Source organism: Glutamicibacter sp. M10 (assembly GCF_025452055.1).
Lineage (GTDB): Bacteria > Actinomycetota > Actinomycetes > Actinomycetales > Micrococcaceae > Glutamicibacter.
Window position 1 is genome coordinate 3,210,347 of sequence record NZ_CP104918.1, and the last position, 19,542, is coordinate 3,229,888.

Consider the following 19,542-nt stretch of genomic DNA (forward strand, 5'->3'; position numbering starts at 1 on the left):
GCATCATTGCGACACAAGTCCTGAGCAACGTTCCTTGACTGCGTCCTGCTTTACTACTTAGCTGCTGCTTCAAGCATGGACTTGACCAGCGGGCCAGCGCTTTGCGCGCCACCGTCACCATCTTCAACAAACGCCGCAACGGCCAAGTCGCCTTGGGCAACGATGGCCCAGGCGTGAGCGTTGCGCTCGCTGTCATATTCTGCGGTGCCGGACTTGCCGATGATCTTTGCCCCGCTCAAGGAGTTCAGATCCTTCAGGGTTCCGTGATCAATGACCTCGGCCATCATGTCGGAGAGTTGTTTGGCTTCATCTTCGGTGAGAGCTGAGGCTGCCTTGGCTGGGGCCTTGGGCTCAGGTGAAGTTACCAGCTTAGGCTGGACGGTGGACTTGGCCTGGACCGAGGCGACCACGGTGGCCATACCCAGTGGCGAAGCTTCCACTACGCCCTGACCAATCATGTTGGCCGCCTGAGTGGTTCCTTCTGAATCATCGGGCACCGAGCCGAGCACTGCGCCAACACCGGTTCCGTCTTCGCCGGTCAATCCTAGGGCTGCGGCAGCTTCAGAGAGCTTCTTGCCGCTGATTTTTGAACCTTCATTGATGAAGACGGTGTTGCAGGATTGAGCAATGGCTTCGGACAGTGGGATGGTTCCAAGCTCGGCTGCTGGATAGTGGTCATAGTTCTTGAATGTTTTGCCGTCCACGGTGGTGCTGGCGGTGCACTCGACCTTGGTATTTGCGGTGGCCCCGTCACGAACCATTGCCAGCGCACTGATTACCTTGAATGAGGAGCCAGGTGCGTAGGATCCCTGAAGCGCGGTGTTCAGTCCGGAGCTCACCGGGCCTGAGGAAGCAGCGAGAACACTGCCATCTGATGGGCGGATCGCAACAATACCGGAATTTGAATCCGCGTCGGCGATGAGCTTATCTGCAGCCTTTTGCAGATCCATGTCCAAGGTGGTTTCCACATTTTTGCCGGCCACCGGCTTGGTGGTGAACAGCTCCGCCTGGGCCTCGTTGGCTTTGTTGTAGCGCGAAACCTTGATGCCGTCGGTGCCCGAAAGAGTGTCATTGTAGGCCGACTGCAACCCGGAGGTACCAACCTGGTCACCGCTCTTGATCTTGCCGTCAGACTTCTTGATGATTTCTGCGGTTGCTTCGCCCACGGCGCCTAGGAGCGGTCGGGCAAATTCGCGAGTGGGAGCCAACGGAATTTCATCGTTGGTGAAGGTTGCGCCCTCAATCGCCTTGATCTCGTTGTCGCTGACCTCACGACTGGAATCATCGCGTAAGACGATCGCTGGCACCCAGGCCTTGTCGCCAGCGGCCAGCACGGTGCTCACATACTGGTCTTCGTCAATGTCTACGAGCTTGGCTAGTTTTTTAGCCGAGGCTTTCCAGTTGGCTTTCTCGGTGCGGGTCTTATCCAGACCCACACGGATTACTGGCCGGTTGGTGACGATCTTGTCGCCACCGGCGGCAGTGATGCTGCCGCGGTCCGCTACTTCCACAGTGGCTTTGAGGTAGTCCCCTGCCTGCAAGTCCGGGGCAAGCACTGCTGGGTCGAAGCGCAGCTTCCACGCGTCGGCGTCTTTATCAAATTCCCAGACGGCTTTGGTGGTGTAGCTGAAGTCTTTGTCGGTGTCATCAACGTCCCACACGGTGGTGATATCGGCCGTCGCGGTTTTGATGCCGTCCGTTTCTTCCTCGTCCTTGGCCACTGAACTCACGGTGCTGCTGTGCTTAACTTCGCCCATGGAACCAAAGGCGGTCTTTTGTTCACTGGCCGCAGCTTGTGCATCGGAGCTTGCGAACTGGACGTCGCTGAAGTCACCGGAGTTGATTGCCGAAGCTAGGGCGTCGGCGGACGGTGCTGGGTCCGGTGTTTTTGCGCTGCACGCACTGAGGGAGCCCAAGGCTAGGGCGGCAACTGACAGGGCAACAACACTACGACGAAGAGCACTCATGGAGCCATTCTATTCATGCTGACAGGCCGGTTCACAATAACCTGTCGGTCTGCCTCAGATTATTTCTTTCGAGTAGACCACCAGCTTGATATCGGTACCGGGCACCGTCCAGTCGCGCTGTGAATCGTGCACAAAACCCATAGATTCATACAGGGCTCGAGCTGTATTCCAGCTCAGCCCAGTAGTCAGGCTCACCGCGCTGATATTTGGCAGACTGCGAGCACGATCAATGCTGGCTTGAACCATGGCTCGGCCCACTCCGCTGCGCTGCGCCGAAGGGTCAACACTGAGCATGCGGATCTCCAATTCGCCAGGACGTGCAATGTCCGCGTAGTCGCTGCCTACTTGGATAAGAGTCATGGAGCCAAGGATCTGAGCATCGCGGCGGGCAACATAAATTTCGGTTTGCTCGGCACGCTCTGCGACCTTTTGTGCAAATTTCAGATACTCGTGGTCGGGACTGTCAAAGTGTCCGGCGGCAAAATAGGAGCTCGCGGTCAGCTCCCCCACCCGCTGGTAATCCTGGGGCGTGGCCAGTTCTATGAGTATTCCGCCGTGGACGCTTGTGAAAGTTTCTGCCTCATTCATGGTGCTTCAAGTGTGCCACGGTCTGCGCAGAATTAGACGAGAGAAATATTGACTCCGGGCCTTGCACAAAGGTTTGTTAATAGAGTTAACTAACCTCATGAGCTCCGAAACTGTCTTACGTCGCGACGGGACCTTTCTGTCGCACGGTGGCGCCGTCTTGCCGGCGCACGGCAGGGAGCAGAACTTGTCCCTGGTGTTACAGAACTTAATGGAGCGCGGAGCGCTAAGCCGAGCCGAGCTTTCTCGCGCCACCAAACTCACACGAGTCACCGTCTCAGAATTAGTGGCAGAACTTTTGCTCCGGGGCCATGTCATTGAAACCGGTCCTAAAGAAGGAAAACGCCCGGGCAAGCCAGCAACACTGGTGGATCTCAACCGCCCTGGGCTGCGCATTATCGGCGTGGATCTTTCCGGAATTCTCCCGTTCCGCGCCGCCATCATGGATCTTGATGGCACCCTTCTTCAAAGCTTCACCTTGGACAGCCATGAGCAAGGAGCCACCGGCGAGACTGCAACTGCCCAGCTGTTAGAACTCGTGAATCAGGCCCTGGCTCAGTGCACGGAGCCAGTAGTAGGAATTGGCATTGGCACACCCGGCATCGTGACCGAGCAGGGTGTGGTCCGATTAGCCGAAAAGTTTGACTGGGTCGACTACGACCTACGCAACAAAATCCAGCAAGCTACGAACACGAGAACCCATGTTCTTAATGACGCTGACTGCGCCACCCTTGCTGAGCACACCTTCGGGCACGGCAGCGAACATATGCTACTGCTTCGCCTTGGACGAGGTGTGGGTTGCGGCGTGATCACCCACAACACCTTGGTGCGCGGTTCGAAATTTGCCGCCGGCGAACTCGGCCACGTTAAACAAGATCCTACAGCGAACAAGCCCTGTAGCTGCGGTGAGACAGGTTGTTTGGAAGCCTACGCGTCAGTGCCCGCCATCCTGCAAGCAATAGCTTCTGGGCAGTCTGCCGAAGAAGTCGGGCAACAAGCGAGCGTTGCTCTAGCCAACGCGTTGGCGCCACTGATCTCGGTGCTCGATATCCGCAATGTCATTTTCACCGGACCGCCAGAAGTAGTTAATCCGCAGATGGCTCAATGGTTGTTAGACGCCCTTGCCGAACGTTCACGGACCGCGCGTGGCGAAGATTTCCAACTGAACATCAGTGATGACCCCGAGCACCTGGTGTTACGCGGTACAGCAGTGAACGTACTATTCCACGAACTAGGCATTTCATAACCAACAACAGAACGGAGAGTACACATCATGCGCGTGCTCGTAGGTGAATCAGCACAAGAGGTAGCAAAGATCGCTGCCAGCAGTGTCCTTGAGGGTCTGGCCAACCATGGCGCTGGACGGAAACCGGTCCTTGGCTTGGCCACCGGCTCCTCTCCCCTAGGTCTGTACCAGCAGCTAGCTGCTGCAGTTAAAGATGGCCGCGCTGACTTTTCGCAGGCTCAAGGTTTTGCACTCGATGAGTACATCGGCATTCCCGATACACATCAGCAGTCGTACCGACAGACGCTGATCAATGAAGTCTGCAATGTGATTGGCTTGCCAGCCCAGTCACTACACACCCCTGTGGGCCTCGGCGAATCATTGGAAGCTATTGAATCCGACGCATCAAACTACGACGAGTCGATTGCCGCCGCTGGAGGCGTCCAGGTGCAAATTCTTGGCATTGGTTCCAACGGGCATCTGGGGTTCAACGAACCCGGATCCGCACTACGTAGTCGCACCAGAGTTAAGCGACTGGCAGCCAAGACCCGTCACGACAACGCTCGGTTCTTTGACGGAATCGACGGTGTACCCACCCATTGCGTCACCCAAGGTCTAGGCACAATCCTCGAAGCCGGACGGTTGGTTCTTGTAGCCACCGGGGCTGGCAAGGCCGAAGCCATCGCCGCTGCCGTCGAAGGACCACTGACAGCTTCCTGCCCCGGATCGGTTCTGCAGCTACACCCCGACGCGGTAGTTGTACTAGATGAAGAAGCTGCAGCTGGACTAAAACTTCGCGAATACTATGCTGATGCCGCTGCTGGACTCTCCGATATACAGTTACGCCTGCAATAGAACGGGCCCTGATGTGCCCTAATGTGGCAGACTGACAGGCATGGCCGTGTATTTTGAATGTTTCACCAAAACGGAGATGACCCGCGAAGAGCTCTTCGAAAAATCGTTGAACATCGATGCTCACTCTGGTTCCATGGCCGAATCCGGGGAGCGGGCAGTTGATGGTGTAGTTACCGGACAGATCGCACTGGGTGAGCAGGTCACCTGGCAGGCAAAGCATTTTGGTCTGCCAGTTCGAATGACCTCAGAAATCCTTGAACTGGATGCCCCAAGAACATTCACCGATCAGCAGGTGTGCGGACCATTCAAAAAGTTCCATCATGTCCACGAATTTTTTGAGAGTACAACGGGCACCCTCATGGTGGATCAGATCCATTTTGAAGCCCCGTTGGGCCCGCTTGGTTGGCTGGCCGAACGGCTGGTGCTCAGCTGGTATCTGCCGAGACTGATCCGCATGCGCAATGCGTATCTGATCAATTCCGAACACTAGAATTTCAGGTGTGCCCTTGATCAGCACTTCCCTACACCAGCAAGGCTTTTAGACTTTGACGCAGATCGCTTCGCCATCCAGCGCATTGGTACGCAAGATCGCTTTGATCGTTTCCCACGTACTTTCACCGATTATTTTGGCGACATTGTTGCTGTTGCTCACGCCGCTGCGTGATGCCTCGATTGCCTGGAGCGAAGCCGTTCTTGCCGCAGTATTTACCACGATCATTCCGTGGCTAATCCTGGCGCTAGCCAAGCGGCGCGGCGCAGTTACCGACATGCATGTCACCGTACGTCATCAGCGTCATCTGATTTACGCGATGACTGCCACAATGATCATTATCGGTCTGATCATCTTGTGGCTGGTCAATGCCAGTGCCGGAATTTTCCGCGAAGTGTTCTGCATCTTGCTCGGCTTGTTTACCGTTGCGATCATCAATATTTGGTGGAAGGTTTCGGTCCATCTGGCAGTGGGCACCTACGTCATCTTGCAGTTGGCCAGCCAGAGAGCGGACCTACTACCTGCGGTCTTGCTCTTTATCGCGGTGCTCTCGTGGTCCCGGCTTCGAAGCTTCCAGCACACCGCCACACAGGTGTGCGGCGGTGTAGCCGTCGGCATCCTCATCCACTATGCCCATGAGGTCATGGCGCTGTTCGTGAACTAGCTGCGAATTACTAGCTTGTTGGCTCAGTGAGCTTAGCTGGATCCACCAGTCCGGCGTACTGCCAGCCCGGATAGGTTGCAGGCCTACCCACAGCGCATCCAGCTTCTTCAGCAATCAGTGCGCCAGCAGCCCAGTCATACTCTTGGGTGCCGTATTCGGCGTAGGCGTCCAAGGACCCCTGAGCGACGAGGCATAGGTCAAGGGCGGCAGAACCAATGCGCCGAACGTTGACGTAATCGGCAAGCATTTCTTCCAAGACGCGAGCTTGGAATTGACGACGCTGCGCGTCATAACCAAAACCGGTGCCCAGAATCTTGGCCGGTGAATCTACCGGGCCAGTGAGCTTGGTCAGCTTGCCGGTGCGCAAGTCCTGCTTCCAGGCGCCCAATCCCTTGCCCGCGAAGTACTCCACTTGCAATGCCGGGGCGACAATCGCCGCGGCGACCCACGTTTCGGTTCCGTCTTCTTCGAGCTGGCAGGCACCCACTGATGAACAGTAGTAAGCAATGTTGCGTACGAAGTTGATGGTTCCGTCCAACGGGTCAATGCTCCAACGCACGCCGCTGGGATTCAGTGGTTTAGCGCTCGGGTACTCTTCGCCGGTGAGCTCATCGCTAGGTCGCGAGGTGGTGATGGTGGCTCGAATTGCTTCCTCCGAGGCCCGATCAAAATCGGTCACCCAGTCCCCAACGGCAGACTTATCACTGATGTTAAATTGGGATTCGTCACGGCCAGCTAGTACTTCAGCACCGGCTGCTGCGGCCCGTCGGGCCACCAGCACCAGTGGATCGTGAGTAATTGCTTTGTCCATCGTTAGCCTTCCGTAGGTGCGGCGAGGGCTACCTCGCGCGCTGCATCTGGTCCTTGGTCAAGGAGCACAACAAATCCGGCTTCATCCAGCACTGGCACACCCAGAGACTGCGCCTTATCTAGCTTGGACCCGGCAGCTTCGCCGGCAACTAAGAAATCGGTCTTCTTCGAGACGCTACCGGTCGCTTTACCACCACGCACGATGATGGCTTCCTTCGCGGTATCGCGCGAGAAATTCTCCAAAGTTCCGGTCACCACGATGGCCAGAGACTCAAGATTTTTAGTGATGTTTGCGTCCTGCTCGTCTTTCATCTTCACCCCGGCTGCTTGCCAGGAGGAGACGATGTCTCGATGCCAGTCGACTTTAAACCAGTCCACTAAGGCTTCGGCGATAATCGAGCCGACAGAGTCAATGTCGCTGAGTTCAGCTTCAGCATTACCTGAATCCAAGACTTCTAGCAGCGCGTCCATCGATCCGTATCGAGTGGCAATTGCACGCGAAGCATTGGGTCCGACGTGCCGGATGGACAAGGCCACCAGTACGCGCCAGAGCGGATTTTCTTTGGCTTTCTCCAGCTCATCAAGCAGTTTCATGGTGCTGCGGGTGGGTGCCGAAGGCTTCTTGGCGGTGGCTTTGGAGTAGAAGTACGGGACCAGTTCAAACTTTCCGGTGCCTTCGCCCTTCACTCGCTTTTCGCGCCAGACCATTACCTCGCCGAGCTCTTCGAGCTTGTCTTTGAGATTGAATAGCTGCGCTTCATTGTGCAACGGACCCGGACCAGCAGGCAGGATTACCCCGCCTTGGGTAGCAGGGTCTTCGCCCGGACCGCTGGTCAAAGCGGCCGCAGCTTCGTAGCCCAAGGCTTCAATATCTAGTGCACTGCGACCCGAAAGGTAGGCAACACGCTCAGTGAGCTGTGCAGGGCAAGATTCTGCATTGAGGCAGCGGATGTCCACGTCGCCTTCCTTGGCTGGCGCCAAAGGTTCACCGCACGATGGACAGTGAGTGGGCATCACAAAATCGCGTAGTTCAGTATTGCCTTCACGTAGCGGCAAGACCGGGCCAACGATTTCTGGGATGACATCTCCAGCTTTGCGTAGGATCACCGTGTCGCCGATTTTCACGTTCTTGGCAATGACCACTTCTTGGTTATGCAAAGTTGCACGGGCCACGGTTGAACCGGCCACAAGTACTGGCTCCATGACACCAAAAGGAGTAACACGTCCGGTGCGTCCAACCTGAACCTGGATGTCCAACAGTTTGGTGTGCACTTCTTCTGGTGGGTATTTGTAGGCTACGGCCCAGCGTGGCACACGAGAGGTGTAACCGAGCTGTTCTTGGGTGGCCAGGTCATTAACCTTGATGACAATGCCGTCAATGTCATGAATCAGGTCATGACGTTTTTCCCCATGTTCGGCAATGTAGTCTCTAGCCTCAGCTCGGCTATCAACTACCCGGCCATACGGTGAAACGGGAAGGCCCCAGCCACGCATGAGCTCATAGGCTTGGGACTGCTCGGTCATGTCGAAGTCGCGGCTGCGTCCTAGCCCGTGGACAAACATTCTCAGCGGGCGCTTTGCCGTTTGTTCTGGGTCCTTTTGGCGTAGGCTTCCGGCCGCTGCGTTGCGGGGGTTAGCCAATGGCGCTTTGCCCTGGGCAATCAACATTTCGTTATAAGCGTTGAAGTCATCGGTGGCAATGAATACCTCACCACGTACTTCAAATTCTGCGGGCCACCCTGAACCGGTCAATTCTTGGGGAATATCGCTGATGGTCAAGGCATTGTGAGTGACATCTTCACCGGTGGTGCCATCACCACGGGTGGCTGCGCGGACCAACTTACCGTCTCGGTAGGTCAGGTTCAGTGCCAGTCCGTCGATCTTGACTTCGCACAACCATTTAATTGGGCTTTGTGGGTGCAGGCGTTCGGCGTTGAGCTGGGCTCGTTCAAGCCATGCTTCGAGTTCGTCGAGCGAAAAAACGTCTTCCAGCGAGTACATGCGGCTGGCGTGAGTGACCGAGGCGAAGGCGGCAGAAACTTCGCCACCAACTTCTTGGGTGGGTGAATCCTGTCCGGCCAAGATCGGGTATTTCGCCTCGAGTAGCTGCAGCTCATGGAACTGCGCGTCGTACTCAACGTCGGAAATCAGCGGGGCATCATTTTGGTAGTACGCATCGCGGTGCCCGCGAATCTGTTCAACCAACTGTTCGTAGCGGGTCTTTTCAGCTTCCGGCGGAGCATTGGTGGTCTCAACTGGGGTTACGGAATTTTCACTCACATATCCAATTGTGCCCCACTCAATGCCAGAAGCGCAGACTTGACCTGTTAGTTTTCGGCCGCCAACACATCAATGACGATGACTGCGATATTGTCTCGTCCACCAGCTTCAAGCGCTGCCCCGGTCAAGACCTTGGCTGCTTCAGCACGGTCCTTGAAGTTCACCAGAATGGTCTGCAAGATGTCTTCGGTCAGTTCGCCGGAAAGTCCATCACTGCACAACAAATAGCGATCCCCGATGCGCGGTTGCAACACGGTGACATCCGGCTGGCTTTCCGCTCCGGCGCCCAGGGCGCGAGTGATGAGGTTGCGATGCGGGTGGTTGCGCGCTTCAAGTTCGGTGATCTGCCCAGCATCAACCATCTCTTGGACGGCCGAGTGGTCACGGGTGAGCTGCTGCAATGCTCCGTCGCGCAACCGGTAGCCACGCGAGTCCCCCACGTTGACCAGCAAGAGGTTTGGGATGTCTTCGCTGAGTACCGTCAATGGTGCGGTGCTCGGGGTCGAATTGGTGCGGTGGTTTTTTAGTAGCTCCGGAGTAATCTTTGAAATCACGTCGGTATTGATGTTCATGGAAAAACTTGAAGTCCATGGTGGCACGGCCGCAACCGGTGCGGTGACATTATCTCGGCCCTGGTCTGGGGCCTTAATCTGAACCAGCGCGCAGAGCGTGGTTCCGCCGCGAGCTTCCAGAGCTTCACGGATTCGGTCATCGGCCAGTTGCACCTGACGCTGCACCTCGGCCACGGTGGGAAGTTTGCGTACCGATGTCTTATTGGCGAAGGTGCAAATTTCTTGCATGGTTTCCACCGCAAGCTGGCTAGCAACTTCCCCGGCTTCGTGCCCACCCATGCCGTCAGCTACCGCATATACGATGTCATGCAGCAGGATCCGGTCCTGGTTTTCGGCACGTTTGCGGCCCACATCGGTCAGCCCGGCAGCAGCAAGCGTAAATGGAACTGCATTTGGTTCGGCGTTCATCAGTCAATCACCAGTCCGGCTCCTCGCCAGGCGAGAGTTCATAAGGTTGAATGTCACCGAAGCCACGCACCGCGGTAATTTCTTGGGCAGTGAGCACAAAGCGAGCGTCGTTGCGCAAAGTATTGGCGGTGATCGCGTCGGTGAGTACCGCTCCTGGCTCAGCTAGAGAGGTTAGTCGCGCGGCCATGTTGACGGTGGGACCGTAAATATCGCCAAGTCGCGAAAGCACACGACCCCAGACGACCGCTCCACGCGTTTGTGGGAACAGTTCGTCCTTGGCTAGTTCGCGAGACAGCGAGAGCGCGATAAGGGCGCCTGCCTGCGGAGTTTCGGCCACATAGAGCACTTCATCACCGATGGTCTTGACCAAACGTCCACCACCCACAGAGATAACCTCCGCACATTTGGCTTCAAAGCGTTGGACCAACTGTGCCAGCGTGCGTTCGTTCATCCGTCGCGACAGGGAGGTATAGGAAACCAAGTCAGCAAAACCGACGGCACGAGCAAGCGGCAACGGGGTGCCTCCGTCAGCGTCGGTGGTGTCTTGTTTGTAAGCAGCCACACCGGTTTCCACACGCAAGGCCATGCGGTGCACCGCAGAGTTCAGCTGGCGGCGCCACGAATAAAGCAGTAAGTCTTCAATGGCAGGGATGATGTCTGGAAGCATGCCAAAGAGCTGACGGCGGGCTTGGCGGTCAGACATATTTTGGTTTGCGATCATGTCTTCCACCAAGGCTTCGATCTGCCACACCACCATGCGGTCGGTCATCTGCCCCACCGAACGCATCAGCGAAATGGCGGTCTCTTCGGTGAGTTTTCCTTCGCGCACCATGTCCACCATGGTGCCCAGTGCAGCTTTGTCCGCTTTGGTGAAGAAGACTTCATCATCACTGAGTTCAGGGAATCCGATGGCGCGCCAGAGTTTGCGCGCCGAGTGCAACGAAATTCCGGCTTCAGCAGCTACTTCGCGGCGGCGGAATTCGCGTTGGCCACCAATAAGACGGTTCTCCAGGGAGGCGACGTTGTCGCGCACCGCATCTGGGGTGTGGGCCGGAATGCGCAGCGGGCCTTCCATGGCTTGGGCCAGCTCCAGAATCGGATCTGACTCGCCCGGGGCTTCAACGACAGGGTGTTGACGGGCTTCGCGGGCGGCCTGTGCGGCGGACTGCGGAGAATCCGGCCGGGGTGGATTGGTGTGCTCGGTGCTCATGCCCCCATGCCTTCACTCTTCGTCGTTTCGGTGTGCGCCGCACCTGGATTGTTTCGTAGGTTGGTCATCGTTTCCACGGCCAATGAGCGGAAGTACCCAACGGCCGGTACGTGGGAAATGCGAACATATCCTTGATTCATCACGATGTCCAAGGTGCCCGCTCGTGTCATCGCGTTATTGGACTTCGCGTAGGCAACAAGATCACGAACCGTAAATAATCCTACAGATTGCAGTTTGCCTTGGCTGTAGGTGGAGCGGAACATGATCCGTTCGGTGGTTAGCACCACCAAGCTACGCGTCCAGCGAATCCACGGAAGCAGTACCCAGATGAGCACCAGTGCCGCCCACAGCACTACGCTCACGATCATCCAGACGTTGGCATTGTTAGCCAACCAATCCGAGAGGTCCTCACGTGAGAGGTAGCCTAAGGCAAAAGTGCACAGTGCGGTGAGGATGAGGAAGGCGGTGATCGGCTGTCGCAATACCCGGGAGTGCTCGCGAGTTTTGATGACCACTCGCTCCCGTTCATGTAGCGGCAACTTCATCGTATGGGTCCTCGCCCCTCCCCTTCAGACATAGTGCTTCGGTCAGTACCTTCAATAATAGTCCCGGTACTAGGCCCAACACCTATTAGGCATACTTTCCGTCGGCGCGCCGCACATGGTGCACGTCCCCGGCCAGTACTTCTCGGCGCTTGCCTGCTGCGTCTTCTAAAATCAGTGCGCCATCTGTGCCAAGCTGCACCGCTGTGGCTTCAATCGTGGAACCGTCCGGGAATTCTACGCGTACTAGATGCCCCAAGGTTGCCAGTTTGGCGCTGACCATTTGGTGAAGTGACTGACCATCAAATCCAGGCAATGGCACGTGGACGGATCCAGCAACTTGACGGAAGCTGCGATCCAACCCGACCAGTTCCTTGAGGTACTCAGCCAATAGCCCGGTGCGGTCGATCGAACCAGAGCTAGCTAGGCGTAGCGAGGTTGCTGTGGGTACCGGCAATTCTTCTCGGTCTTGATCCACGTTCATCCCGGTACCGATGACTACGCCGTAACCGTTGGCCACCGGAACCAGTTGAGCAAGGATGCCGCAGATTTTGAATTCTCCAGCAAGCAAGTCATTGGGCCACTTGATACTTACCGGAACTTCAGCGACCCGTTCAGCGGCTCGACTCCACGCCAAGGCTGCGATCATTGTGTACCAAGACAAGGCCTCGGTCGACACATTGGCACCGGGAATCACAAGCACACTGACGGTGATTGATGAGCCTAACGGGGTTACCCAGCTACGACCCAGTCGACCTTTTCCTGCTTGCTGATGTTCGGTGAAGTAAACGCTGAGGTGCCCGGCTTGGCCGGCAGATGCCAGGGTCGCTAGCTCCGTGTTGGTGGAACCAGAGACCGCCTTGAGCTGCACAAGCCCTAGCTGCAACTGATCGGTGAGCTTAGTTAGACGACTCGGATCAATAGCAGCGCGGGCGGTGTCAGAGGAATTATCCATAGCTAAACCCTAAGACACCGCCAACTGAGTCAACGCGAGTTTAGAGGAAGATGTCTTCCACCAATGGCACCTCGGGCTTTAGTGAATACTGCTCCAAATCGGTAACGCCGGCAGATTTCAGCACCTGGCCATCGGTGAAGAAGTTTCCACTCAATGTTTGCGGGTTGCTGCTCAAGATGGCCATCGCGGCATCGGCGACAATTTGTGCGTCGCGCGCCCCCTGGATCATCTTTTGCCCACCAGGCAGGTTACGAATGGCCGCGGTATCAATCAGGGTTTCAGGCCATAGTGAGTTCACACCCACGCCTTCGCCCTTCAGTTCCTCGGCCAGACCTAGGGTGGTGAGCGACATGCCGTATTTGGCCATGGTGTAGGCCAGGTGTTCTCCGGCCCACCGCGGGTCAAGGTTCAGCGGTGGAGAGAGTGTGAGGATATGTGCGTGCTTTGAGGCACGCAGGTATGGAAGCGCGGTTTTGGATAGCAAGAAGGTTCCACGGACGTTGATGTCCTGCATCAGGTCGTAGCGTTTCATATCTACCTGGTCAGTTTTGGCGAGGTTGATGGCTGACGCGTTATTCACCACGATGTCGATTCCACCAAATGTTGCCACGGCTTCATCAACTGCTCGTTGTACGTCGGCGTCGATACGAACATCGCCAACCACTGCTAGACCTTTACCGCCGGCCTGATTAATTTCTTGTACTGCGGTGTGGATGGTGCCTTCGAGGCTGGGGTGTGGATCCGAGGTTTTAGACAGCAACACCACGTTGGCACCGAGTGCACCGGCGGCTTTTGCTATGGCTAATCCGATACCGCGGCTTCCGCCGCTCATCAAGATTGTGCGATTCTTGAGGCTCTGCGCATCAGGGGCGATCTGAGTTCGAGGTTCATTAGTCATGTGATCTAGGTTACGCGAAGATTCTCCGCTAAGCTACTGGGCAGTAACTTATTCTGGCGTGCCACGCACTGGATATCTATCCAATTTGTAAGATTCCTACAATCAGAACTCGCGTTTCCCCAGTTAGACTGGCTTAGATGACATTTTTCTTGTGTCATTCCTACACATTGAAGACAACTCGAGGGAGTCGAAGGCATGACGCAGGGCAGAACCGAGGCAGACGAAGCGATCGACCTGTCCACCACCGCCGGCAAACTCGCTGAATTCCGCCGCCGCCAGAAACTCTCCGAGGCACCTAGCGGCCAGGCAGCTATCGAAAAGCAGCATTCCCGTGGCAAGAATACCGCCCGCGAACGCATCGAGATGCTCATGGACGAGGACTCTTTTGTCGAATTTGATGCTCTAGCCGTTCACCGTTCCACCGCCTTCGGAATGGAAAAGAAGAAGCCCCTAGGCGACGGCCTGGTTTCTGGCTACGGCACGGTTGACGGTCGTTTGGTTGCCGTCTACTCCCAAGACTTCAGCGTTTACGGCGGATCGCTCTCGCAGGTCAACGGTGAGAAGATCGTCAAGGTTCAGGAATTTGCGCTGCGCAACGGTTGCCCAGTTGTGGGCATCCTCGACGGTGGTGGCGCTCGTATTCAGGAGGGCGTTGCCTCGTTGGCGATGTTCGCTGATATCTTCCGCAATAACGTTCACGCCTCCGGCGTAGTACCTCAGATCTCCTTGATCATGGGCCCTTCAGCTGGCGGTGCGGCCTACTCCCTGCCTTGACTGATTACGTGATCATGGTCGACAAGACCAGCCACATGTTCATCACCGGTCCAGACGTGATCAAGACCGTCACCGGTGAAGAGATCGACATGGAAACTCTCGGTGGCGCGCGTCAGCACAACGCCAACACCGGTACCGCTACCTACTTGGCTAGCGATGAAGAAGACGCTGTGGAATTCTGCAAGGAACTGCTGGACTTCCTACCTTCCTCAAACCTTGCCGATGCACTGATCGCAGAATTCGATGAAGATCTGGAAATCTCCGAGGAAGATCTCGGACTTGATACCTTGATCCCAGACTCCGCAAACCAGCCTTATGACATGCGTAAGATCATCGAGTCCATCGTGGATGACGCACACTTCTTTGAGATGCAGTCACTCTACGCACCAAACGTGATGATCGGTTACGCCCGCATTGAAGGTCGCACCGTAGGCATTGTGGCTAACCAGCCAATGCAGTTTGCCGGCACCTTGGATATTGCGGCCTCCGAAAAGGCCGCCCGCTTTGTACGCAACTGCGACGCCTTCAATATCCCAATCCTCACCTTCGTGGATGTGCCAGGCTTCCTCCCGGGCAAGGATCAAGAATTCCAGGGCATCATTCGCCGCGGCGCCAAGTTGCTTTACGCTTACGCCGAAGCCACGGTGCCAAAGCTGACCGTCATTACCCGCAAAGCCTACGGCGGAGCGTACATCGTGATGGGCTCCAAGAAGCTCGGAGCTGACCTCAACTTGGCTTGGCCAACCGCGCAGATTGGCGTCATGGGTGCCCAGGGTGCGGTAAACATCCTTTACCGTCGCGATTTGGCAGCGGTAGAAGCTGAAGGCGGCGACGTCGAAGCTCGTCGCAAGGCCATCATTGATGACTACGAGGCTGAGTTGCTCAACCCGTACCAGGCTGCCGAACTCGGTTACGTTGACGCTGTTATCGCGCCAAGTGATACTCGTGTGCAGCTGGTTCGAGGACTGCGAGCGCTCCGCGAGAAGCATGCAGTCTTGCCTCCAAAGAAGCACGGCAACATCCCGCTGTAAGCGTCACCGGTCAAACATTCGAGCACTACCAAGGAGCAAGCCAATGGAACAGGACGCCGCGAATACTGCAGTTCCGCAGATCCGTGTGACCAAGGGCAATCCCACCGCAGAAGAATTAGCAGCGGTCACTGCACTGCTGTGCGCGCTAGGGAATGCTCCTGCTCAGCAGAGTGAGACGGCAGCTCCTGAGAAAAAGCGGGTAACGCGGATGCGCAAGCGTCGTGCGCTGACTCCTCGTTTGGGTTGGACCATCGGGCGCCGGTAATTTCTGGCAGCACGCACTAAACATCACTCAAGGCTTGATGCTCTGTTACTCAGAGCATCAAGCCTTGAGTTTTTGCGTCTCGAGGACATTGAAGTCATGTTCGCAGTCTTCGTTGCCCAGATGAAATCAATGATTTTAGTCAAAAAGCAGATGTAAAACTCTTCAACAAATCTTTCATATCAACTAGTGTTAGCGTCATGACATCATCCTCCTCGCACCGCGAGCCTTCAGCAATCGACAAGATTGCTGAAGACTTCTTCACCCAGAGCCTTGAGCTCACCCCTGAATGGGGCGTTTCACTAGGTATAGCCGGTCACGAGTCCGACTATGGTGACTACTCCCCCTTGGGCACCACTGGGCAAATTCGACTTTTACGTGACACTTTAAGTGCACTGGCTAATTCAACTGCCGCTGATGCCATCGACGAGGTCACCCTCGACGCGATGACCGAGCGGTTGAGTTTGGAATTAGAAATCTTGTTCTCCGGGCGCACGGAACTGAACAATATCGCCAGCCCCGCACAAGAGATCCGCTCCATCTTTGACTTGATGCCTCAAGAAACAGCTGAGGATTTTGCTTTCATCGCTCAGCGTTTGGAAAATCTTCCGGCTGCAATTGACGGTTACATTGCTTCACTGCGGGACTCGGCATCCAACTCGCTGGTTCCTGCCAAGCGGCAGGTTCGTATCGTCAACACCCAGTGCATCGATTACGCCAAGGATGGCGGCTTCTTTGATCAGCTAGCCGCCTCAGGAAAAAAGTTGACGCTGGTCTTGAGGAACGTCTGGCAAATGGTGCCAGCCTTGCCAAGGACGCCTATCGCCGGTTGGCAGAATACCTAGAGAGCGAATTACTTGCTCAGGCCCCTGAACAAGATGCGGTGGGTCGTGAATACTACTCGCTGATGTCGCGTCGTTTCCTTGGGGCCACTGTTGACTTGGATGAGACCTACGCATGGGGCGTGGCCGAACTCGACGCCATCATCGCCGAGCAGCAGCGTGTGGCGCAGCAGATCAAGCCAGGTTCCACCATTGAAGAAGCCAAGCGCGTACTCAATGAGGATCCAGCTCGAAAGCTCAGTGGTACCGACGCACTGCGTGAATGGATGCAGGGCAAAGCGGACCAGGCTATTGCGGACTTGTCGAAAGAGCACTTTGACATTCCGGCTCCCATGGACCGTATTGAGTGCATGATTGCGCCTACTGAAGATGGCGGCGTGTACTACACCGGACCGTCTGAAGACTTCAGCCGTCCCGGTCGCATGTGGTGGTCGGTGCCGCCAGGCGAAGACCAGTTCACCACGTGGGCCGAGCTAACCACCGTGTACCACGAAGGTGTCCCCGGACATCACCTGCAAATCGGAACAGCACAAATGCAGGCAGCCACACTTAATAGCTGGCGCCGGTTGATGTGCTGGGTATCTGGCCAAGGTGAAGGTTGGGCTCTTTACTCAGAGCGCCTGATGCATCAATTGGGTTACCTCGACGATCCGGGCGATTACATGGGCATGCTTGATGCGCAACGTTTGCGCGCAGCTCGCGTTGTTTTTGATATCGGAGTTCACCTTGGCTTGCCGGTGCCAGCACAGTGGGGCCAAGGCATCTGGAACGCAGAGAACGGCTACGAATTCTTGAAGAAGAATCTGGATCTGTCTCAAGGCCAACTCGACTTTGAATACAACCGCTATCTCGGATGGCCCGGGCAAGCACCGTCATACAAGATCGGCCAGCGTCTATGGGAACAGATCCGAGATGAATATGCCGCTACCGAGGGTGATTCCTTCTCTCTCAAGGCCTTCCACACCTCAGCTCTACAGCTGGGCTCAGTCGGTCTGGACACCTTGAAGCGCGCGCTACTTAAGTAAGTATTGCCAAAAAGCCAGGGCTCCGAATGATTATTCGGAGCCCAGCTTTTATGGCTGATAGCTGGATATCTGAATCAGATTTCCGCAAGTATCATCGAAAGTTGCGACAAAGACAGTGCCTGCGTCCGTTGGGCCTTGCGTGAAGTGCACACCCAAGTCGCTCAAGCGCTCATATTCGGCTTGAACATCATCGACGGCAAACGAGGTGATGGGGACACCATCAGCTTTGAGCGCTTCTCGATATGGTCCAACAGCCCTGTGGGCCGCAGGCTCCAGCAGAAGCTCGGGCCCATTTTCCTGATCAGGTGCGACTAGGGTCAGCCAACTGTAGGGGCCGACTGGCACATCATGCTTAACCTTAAAACCCAAAATGTTTGTGTAGAACTCTTTGGCTTTTTCTTGATCATCAACAAAGACGCTAGTGATGTATACGCGCATTCCCTTAGTCCTTAGCTTTGCTCCATATATCAGTGACTCTCAGCTTTCCATGCTGTGAGCATTTCTCAAGGCCTGAGCGCAGGCCTGACGTATGCCACACACTGACTGACTAATCCAACTCACACCTAAGCGCTGAGGTGCCCGCGGCCTCAAACACGCAGAAATTGTCGGTGAGAGAGTCGAGGGAATATTGGCGAAAATTCCCTTATTTCAGCGCTTGGAGACCGCGAAAAGTATGTCAATACCCACAATGAGCACTTATTTGTAACACCTCGTACTATTGAGTGCGGCGGAGATTAGCGATCACCCTAGCCTTAAAGACATGTCTAACTCCGCGCCATCATCCAAACTCCCTAAATGGATGACCAGCTTCGGGCCGCAAATCATTGCAGCACTGATTGTCGGTCTCGTTCTGGGTCTTATTGCAAAGTACACCGGTAGCACCGCCGAGGAACCAAACGGGCTAGGTCGATTCCTTTCGATCATTGGCTCAAGCTACGTTTCTTTGCTTCGCACCGCAGTAATCCCCCTGATCTTCTTCGCAGTAGTGGCGTCTATCGCCAACCTTTCCAAGGTCACCAACGCCGCACGTTTGGCATGGCAGACCCTACTGTGGTTCGCAATTACCGCACTGGTCTCTGTAACCATCGGCATGCTCCTGGGCGTAGTATTCCAGCCAGGCGCCAACACCGGCCAGAGCGCACCAGCAGACTACGAAGGCAAAACCGGCGATTGGCTCGGCTTCCTTACCGGTCTAGTGCCATCGAACTTCCTCGGCTTGGGAGCGAGCACCACTATTGCAGATGGTGCAGCCACCACCTCGGTCAGCTTCAACGTGCTGCAGATTCTCGTTGTTGCCATCGCCGTGGGTGTTGCCGCACTCAAGGTTGGCAAAGCTGCCGAACCATTCCTGACTTTCTCCGCTTCGGCACTGGCTATCATCCAGAAGGTTTTATGGTGGATCATCCGCGTTGCCCCGATTGGCACCGTCGGCTTGATCGGTAACGCCGTCGCTACCTACGGCTGGGACACCATTGGTGCCCTGGGTAAGTTCACCGTAGCTATCTATGTTGGCCTCGCCCTAGTGCTCTTTGCGTTCTACCCAATTTTGGTTCGTAGCCATGGCCTATCCGTCAAGCAGTACTTCTCTGGTGTGTGGCCAGCCGTGCAGTTAGGCTTTGTCTCCCGCTCGTCAATCGGCACCTTGCCTTTGACCCAGCGTGTCACCGAACGAAACCTCGGTGTACCTTCGGGCTACGCATCCTTCGCAGTGCCACTGGGTGCAACCACCAAGATGGATGGTTGCGCTTCGATTTACCCAGCTGTGGCATCGGTATTTGTCGCCCAGTTCTTCAATATTGATCTGAGCTTCACGGACTACATCTTGATTGCCATTGTTTCGGTGCTGGGCTCAGCTGCTACCGCTGGTACTACCGGCGCTGTGGTCATGTTGACCCTGACCCTGTCGACTTTGGGATTGCCACTTGCCGGTGTGGGCCTGCTTATGGCCGTAGACCCAATCATTGACATGGGCCGTACCGCGCTGAACGTTGCTGGCCAAGCCTTGGTCCCAACGATTGTGGCTAAACGTGAGGGCATCTTGGATCTTGAGATGTACAACGCTGCGCGTAACGGCAACCCATTTGCTGAGGATTCCTTTTCGGATAACAACACAAACGCAGAGCCAGTAGCTGCCAAATAGCTTCTGA

15 protein-coding genes and 3 pseudogenes are annotated in these 19,542 nt (G+C 55.9%); 8 read left to right on the plus strand and 10 right to left on the minus strand.

Annotation, left to right across the window (positions count from 1 at the left end; translation table 11 throughout):
• Window positions 1-53 precede the first annotated feature (53 nt).
• The gene (locus N6V40_RS15610; protein WP_131090108.1) at window positions 54-1,967 is read right to left on the minus strand and encodes a penicillin-binding transpeptidase domain-containing protein; all 1,914 of its coding nucleotides are present in this window, start codon (window positions 1,965-1,967) and stop codon (window positions 54-56) included.
• Between the two features lie 54 nt (window positions 1,968-2,021).
• Window positions 2,022-2,555 carry a GNAT family N-acetyltransferase gene (locus N6V40_RS15615; protein ID WP_262198179.1) on the minus strand — a complete coding sequence of 178 codons (534 nt, stop codon included), beginning with the start codon at window positions 2,553-2,555 and terminating at the stop codon, window positions 2,022-2,024.
• 97 nt (window positions 2,556-2,652) lie between these two features.
• Here N6V40_RS15615 and N6V40_RS15620 point away from each other — a divergent pair, with 97 nt between their 5' ends.
• The 4 genes from N6V40_RS15620 to N6V40_RS15635 are packed head-to-tail and all read left to right on the plus strand — an operon-like array spanning window position 2,653 to window position 5,786.
• Window positions 2,653-3,798, plus strand: coding sequence for an ROK family transcriptional regulator (locus N6V40_RS15620; protein ID WP_131090110.1), 1,146 nt, complete (start codon window positions 2,653-2,655; stop codon window positions 3,796-3,798).
• A gap of 27 nt (window positions 3,799-3,825) precedes the next feature.
• Window positions 3,826-4,632, plus strand: a complete 807-nt coding sequence (locus tag N6V40_RS15625; protein WP_207306524.1) for a glucosamine-6-phosphate deaminase — start codon at window positions 3,826-3,828, stop codon at window positions 4,630-4,632.
• Window positions 4,633-4,672: 40 nt separating this feature from the next.
• On the plus strand, window positions 4,673-5,122 hold the full coding sequence (locus tag N6V40_RS15630; protein ID WP_131090112.1) for an SRPBCC family protein: 450 nt from the start codon (window positions 4,673-4,675) through the stop codon (window positions 5,120-5,122).
• Between the two features lie 55 nt (window positions 5,123-5,177).
• Complete coding sequence (locus N6V40_RS15635; RefSeq protein WP_131090113.1) at window positions 5,178-5,786, plus strand: hypothetical protein; 609 nt, start codon at window positions 5,178-5,180, stop codon at window positions 5,784-5,786.
• 10 nt (window positions 5,787-5,796) lie between these two features.
• Here the strand turns inward: N6V40_RS15635 and N6V40_RS15640 are convergent, their stop codons facing one another.
• The 7 genes and pseudogenes from N6V40_RS15640 to N6V40_RS15670 form a co-directional block, all read right to left on the minus strand.
• On the minus strand, window positions 5,797-6,597 hold the full coding sequence (locus N6V40_RS15640) for an inositol monophosphatase family protein (RefSeq protein WP_131090114.1): 801 nt from the start codon (window positions 6,595-6,597) through the stop codon (window positions 5,797-5,799).
• Window positions 6,598-6,599: 2 nt separating this feature from the next.
• The gene (gene ligA / locus N6V40_RS15645) at window positions 6,600-8,876 is read right to left on the minus strand and encodes an NAD-dependent DNA ligase LigA (protein WP_262198180.1); all 2,277 of its coding nucleotides are present in this window, start codon (window positions 8,874-8,876) and stop codon (window positions 6,600-6,602) included.
• Between the two features lie 47 nt (window positions 8,877-8,923).
• Complete coding sequence (locus N6V40_RS15650) at window positions 8,924-9,856, minus strand: PP2C family protein-serine/threonine phosphatase (RefSeq protein ID WP_131090116.1); 933 nt, start codon at window positions 9,854-9,856, stop codon at window positions 8,924-8,926.
• Window positions 9,856-11,066: pseudogene (locus N6V40_RS15655) on the minus strand (adenylate/guanylate cyclase domain-containing protein). Before N6V40_RS15655 ends, N6V40_RS15650 begins: the two are co-directional and overlap by 1 nt.
• Window positions 11,063-11,611, minus strand: coding sequence for a hypothetical protein (locus tag N6V40_RS15660; protein WP_262198183.1), 549 nt, complete (start codon window positions 11,609-11,611; stop codon window positions 11,063-11,065). The pseudogene N6V40_RS15655 and the gene N6V40_RS15660 overlap by 4 nt, the downstream one beginning before the upstream one ends.
• 85 nt (window positions 11,612-11,696) lie before the next feature.
• A complete protein-coding gene (locus tag N6V40_RS15665; RefSeq protein WP_131090119.1) occupies window positions 11,697-12,563 on the minus strand; it encodes a biotin--[acetyl-CoA-carboxylase] ligase in 867 nt (288 codons plus the stop codon).
• A gap of 40 nt (window positions 12,564-12,603) precedes the next feature.
• The gene (locus N6V40_RS15670) at window positions 12,604-13,461 is read right to left on the minus strand and encodes an SDR family oxidoreductase (RefSeq protein WP_131090120.1); all 858 of its coding nucleotides are present in this window, start codon (window positions 13,459-13,461) and stop codon (window positions 12,604-12,606) included.
• Between the two features lie 195 nt (window positions 13,462-13,656).
• On the opposite strand from N6V40_RS15670, the pseudogene N6V40_RS15675 reads away from it, so the two are divergent.
• The 3 genes and pseudogenes from N6V40_RS15675 to N6V40_RS15685 all read left to right on the plus strand — a co-directional run bounded on the left by N6V40_RS15675 (window position 13,657) and on the right by N6V40_RS15685 (window position 17,395).
• Window positions 13,657-15,266: pseudogene (locus tag N6V40_RS15675) on the plus strand (acyl-CoA carboxylase subunit beta).
• A 43-nt stretch (window positions 15,267-15,309) separates the two neighbouring features.
• Window positions 15,310-15,531, plus strand: coding sequence for an acyl-CoA carboxylase subunit epsilon (locus tag N6V40_RS15680; RefSeq protein ID WP_165477360.1), 222 nt, complete (start codon window positions 15,310-15,312; stop codon window positions 15,529-15,531).
• Between the two features lie 197 nt (window positions 15,532-15,728).
• A pseudogene (locus N6V40_RS15685) lies at window positions 15,729-17,395 on the plus strand (DUF885 domain-containing protein).
• 48 nt (window positions 17,396-17,443) lie between these two features.
• On the opposite strand, the gene N6V40_RS15690 reads toward N6V40_RS15685, so the two are convergent.
• Window positions 17,444-17,833 (minus strand): VOC family protein, encoded by a 390-nt coding sequence (locus N6V40_RS15690; RefSeq protein WP_131090124.1) that lies wholly within the window; start codon window positions 17,831-17,833, stop codon window positions 17,444-17,446.
• 322 nt (window positions 17,834-18,155) lie between these two features.
• Here N6V40_RS15690 and N6V40_RS15695 point away from each other — a divergent pair, with 322 nt between their 5' ends.
• A complete protein-coding gene (locus N6V40_RS15695) occupies window positions 18,156-19,535 on the plus strand; it encodes a dicarboxylate/amino acid:cation symporter (protein ID WP_131090125.1) in 1,380 nt (459 codons plus the stop codon).
• Window positions 19,536-19,542: the final 7 nt, after the last annotated feature.

What these genes read in the sequence shown, in the direction of transcription:
- N6V40_RS15695 (WP_131090125.1), top strand. Translation starts at nt 18,156, where the DNA reads ATGTCTAACTCCGCGCCATCATCCAAACTCCCTAAATGGATGACCAGC.
- N6V40_RS15650 (WP_131090116.1), bottom strand. Translation starts at nt 9,856, where the DNA reads ATGAACGCCGAACCAAATGCAGTTCCATTTACGCTTGCTGCTGCCGGG.
- N6V40_RS15610 (WP_131090108.1), bottom strand. Translation starts at nt 1,967, where the DNA reads ATGAGTGCTCTTCGTCGTAGTGTTGTTGCCCTGTCAGTTGCCGCCCTA.
- N6V40_RS15630 (WP_131090112.1), top strand. Translation starts at nt 4,673, where the DNA reads ATGGCCGTGTATTTTGAATGTTTCACCAAAACGGAGATGACCCGCGAA.
- N6V40_RS15670 (WP_131090120.1), bottom strand. Translation starts at nt 13,461, where the DNA reads ATGACTAATGAACCTCGAACTCAGATCGCCCCTGATGCGCAGAGCCTC.
- N6V40_RS15680 (WP_165477360.1), top strand. Translation starts at nt 15,310, where the DNA reads ATGGAACAGGACGCCGCGAATACTGCAGTTCCGCAGATCCGTGTGACC.
- N6V40_RS15660 (WP_262198183.1), bottom strand. Translation starts at nt 11,611, where the DNA reads ATGAAGTTGCCGCTACATGAACGGGAGCGAGTGGTCATCAAAACTCGC.
- N6V40_RS15690 (WP_131090124.1), bottom strand. Translation starts at nt 17,833, where the DNA reads ATGCGCGTATACATCACTAGCGTCTTTGTTGATGATCAAGAAAAAGCC.
- N6V40_RS15615 (WP_262198179.1), bottom strand. Translation starts at nt 2,555, where the DNA reads ATGAATGAGGCAGAAACTTTCACAAGCGTCCACGGCGGAATACTCATA.
- N6V40_RS15625 (WP_207306524.1), top strand. Translation starts at nt 3,826, where the DNA reads ATGCGCGTGCTCGTAGGTGAATCAGCACAAGAGGTAGCAAAGATCGCT.
- N6V40_RS15620 (WP_131090110.1), top strand. Translation starts at nt 2,653, where the DNA reads ATGAGCTCCGAAACTGTCTTACGTCGCGACGGGACCTTTCTGTCGCAC.
- N6V40_RS15665 (WP_131090119.1), bottom strand. Translation starts at nt 12,563, where the DNA reads ATGGATAATTCCTCTGACACCGCCCGCGCTGCTATTGATCCGAGTCGT.
- N6V40_RS15640 (WP_131090114.1), bottom strand. Translation starts at nt 6,597, where the DNA reads ATGGACAAAGCAATTACTCACGATCCACTGGTGCTGGTGGCCCGACGG.